Genomic DNA, 3241 nt, shown 5'->3' on the forward strand with positions numbered 1-3241 from the left:
ACGGAGTCGTCGGGGGCGGCCGAGGCGTCCGTGCTCGGGCAGGACGCGGTCGACCATCCCCTCCTCGGCGCCGCGATCACTCCCGCCGACGGCGACCGCCGCGTGTTCACGAGCCGGCTGTCGCTGAAGACCCATCCATGGCTCGCCGACCACGTCGCCCTGGGCACCGTGCTGCTGCCCGGGACGGCCTTCGTCGAGCTGGCGGTCCGGGCCGGTGATGAGGTCGGCTGCGGCTTCCTCGAAGAACTGACCCTGCGGAGCCCGCTCGTCCTCCCCGAGGACGGCAGCGTCCAGATGCAGGTGCTGGTGGGCGAGCCCGACGACGCCGGAGCCCGGACCGTGACCGTCCACGCGCGGTCGGAGGACGGGGACGCGCCGTGGACGCGCTGTGCGGAGGGGGTCCTCGCGGACCGCGCGGCGGGGTCCGTGTCCGACCTCGCCGTCTGGCCGCCGCCCGGGGCCGCCGAGATGCGCGTGGACGGGGCCTACGAGCTGCTCCAGGCCCGCGGCTACGACTACGGCCCGGTCTTCCAGGGCCTCAGGGCCGCGTGGCGCCGCGGCGACGACGTGTTCGCCGAGGCCGTCCTCGACGGCGATGCGCATGCGGACGCCCGGCGGTTCGGTCTGCACCCCGCGCTGCTCGACGCCGCCCTCCACGCGACCCTGCTGGAGGACGACCGGCCCAGCGAGTCCGGGACGGTGCTCCCGTTCGCCTGGAACGGGGTGGCGCTCCACACGACCGGCGCGTCCGCGCTGCGCGTGCGGCTCACCCGGCAGGGGCCGGAGAAGCTCGCCATCGCCGTCGCGGACGAGTCCGGCGCCCCGGTGCTGTCGGTGGAGTCGGTGTTGACCCGCCCGGTCTCGGCGGCACAGCTCGCCGGCGCGGGCGGGGCCGCGGTCCACGACTCCCTGTTCCGCGTCGAATGGACGCCGTGCGCGGTGCCCGCCGGCGCCCCCGGCCTTTCGTCCCGTCCCTGGGAGGAGGTGGGCGACGGCGGCGACGACGTCCCCGACCTGGTTGTGCTGCGCACTGAGCCGGGGAGTGGCCTCGACACCGTCCACGCCGTCACCCACCGCGTGCTCGCCACCGTGCAGGAGTGGCTCGCCGGCGAGCGGTTCGCCGCGACCCGGCTGCTCGTGGCGACCCGGGGCGCGGTCGCGCTGCCCGGCGAGGACGTCGCGGACCTCGCCGGAGCCGCCGTCTGGGGCCTCGTCCGCTCCGCGCAGTTGGAGAACCCCGGCCGGATTCTGCTCGTCGACGGCGATGTGGACCAGGAGGACGCGCCCGCCGCCGCGTCCCTCGCCGCGACCGGGGAACCGCAACTCGTGATCCGCGGCGGCACGCCGCACAAGGCACGCCTGGCGCGCGTGCCGGTCGAGGGCGGCGCCGACGGCGACGCACCTCCCGCCGCGTTCGGCCCTGAGGGGACCGTGCTCGTCACCGGCGGCATGGGCACGCTCGGCCGGCTGGTCGCCCGGCATCTGGCCGCGCACCACGGCGTCCGGCGCCTCCTGCTGACGGGCCGCACCGTCTCGGAGGACGCCGCCGCGCTCCGCGCCGAACTCGCCGATCTCGGCGCCGAGGCGTCGATCGTCCCGTGCGATGTCGGGGACCGGGGCGCGGTCGCCGCGCTGCTCGCCGGCGTCGACCCTCGCCACCCGCTGCGCGGCGTTGTGCATGCCGCGGGCACCCTCGACGACGGCGTCATCGGATCGCTGACCCCGGAGCGGATCGACGCCGTCTTCCGGCCGAAGGTCGATGGCGCCGCCCACCTGCACGAGCTGACCAGGGACATGGACCTGTCGGCGTTCGTGCTGTTCTCCTCCGAAGCGGGAGTCTCCGGCAGCGGCGGCCAGGGCAACTACGCGGCGGCCAACGCCTTCCTCGACGGGCTCGCCGCGCACCGCCGCTCCCGGGGGCTCGCCGGGCAGTCGCTGGCGTGGGGCCTGTGGGCGGACGACAGCGGGATGACGTCCCAGATGTCGGCGGTCGACCGGCATCGCATGCGGCGTTCCGGCATCAACGGCATGACCGCCGAGCAGGGCCTCGACCTGTTCGACCGGGCCACCGCAGTCGATGACGCGACCGTGGTGCCGTTCGCCCTCGACCCCACCGCGCTCGCGACGGGCGCCGCCGACCTGCCGCCGCTGTTCCGGGGCCTGACGCGCGGCCGGTTCCGGCGCGCCGCCGCAGGAGGCTCCGCCGGACCGGAGGCGCTGCGCCGCCGCCTGGCGGGCGTGCCGGCCGCCGACCGCGGCGCCCTCCTGGTAGACCTCGTCCGGGCGAAGGCCGCCGCGGTGCTCGGCCACTCCTCGCCCGACGAGGTTGCCACGGACCGCGCCTTCCGGGAGATCGGCTTCGACTCGCTGACCGCCCTGGAACTGCGCAACCAGCTCAACCTCGCGACCGGGCTCCGGCTGCCCGCCACGCTGGTGTTCGACCACCCCGACGCGGAGGCCGTGGCCGCGTACCTCGCGGACCTCCTCCTCGGCGCCGGCGGCCTCGCGGACGCCGAGCGGACCAGCACGGCGCCGCGGCCCGCCGACGGCGAACCGATCGCGATCGTCGCCATGGCCTGCCGCTATCCCGGTGGCGTCGGCTCGCCGGAGGACCTGTGGCGGCTGGTCGCCGAGGGCCGCGACGCCGTCACCGGCTTTCCCGCCGACCGGGGCTGGGACATCGACGCGATCTACGACCCGGAACCGGGCAAGGCGGGTAAGTCCTACACGCGGTCGGGCGGTTTCCTGCACGGCGCCGCCGACTTCGACCCCGCCTTCTTCGGGATCAGCCCGCATGACGCGCTCGGCATGGACCCGCAGCAGCGGCTGCTGCTGGAGACGTCCTGGGAACTGCTCGAACGGGCGGGGATCCGCCCGGCGTCGCTGAAGGGCAGCCAGACCGGCGTGTTCGTCGGAATCATGCACCACGACTACGTGGGCAGCAGCTCCGCCGGAGCGGTCGCCTCCGGCGTCCTCTCCTACACCTACGGCCTCGAAGGCCCCGCGCTGACCGTGGACACGGCGTGCTCGTCGTCGCTGGTCGCGATGCACCTGGCCGCGCAGGCGCTGCGGTCCGGCGAATGCTCGCTCGCGCTCGCCGGCGGCGCGACCGTCATGGCGACGTCCGAGGTCCTCACCTTCTTCGGCCTGCAACGCGCCCTCGCGGTGGACGGCCGCTGCAAATCGTTCGCCGACGCGGCGGACGGCACCGGCCTGTCCGAAGGCGCCGGGATGCTTCTGC

At 75.5% G+C, this 3241-nt stretch carries 1 protein-coding gene; it reads left to right on the top strand.

The window, feature by feature from the left end; all coding sequences use genetic code 11:
• Positions 1-3241: type I polyketide synthase (locus JK364_RS54010; protein ID WP_201858816.1), on the top strand; the 3241-nt coding region annotated here is incomplete at both ends.

It is taken from the genome of Streptomyces endocoffeicus (genome assembly GCF_016741935.1).
GTDB lineage: Bacteria > Actinomycetota > Actinomycetes > Streptomycetales > Streptomycetaceae > Streptomyces > Streptomyces endocoffeicus.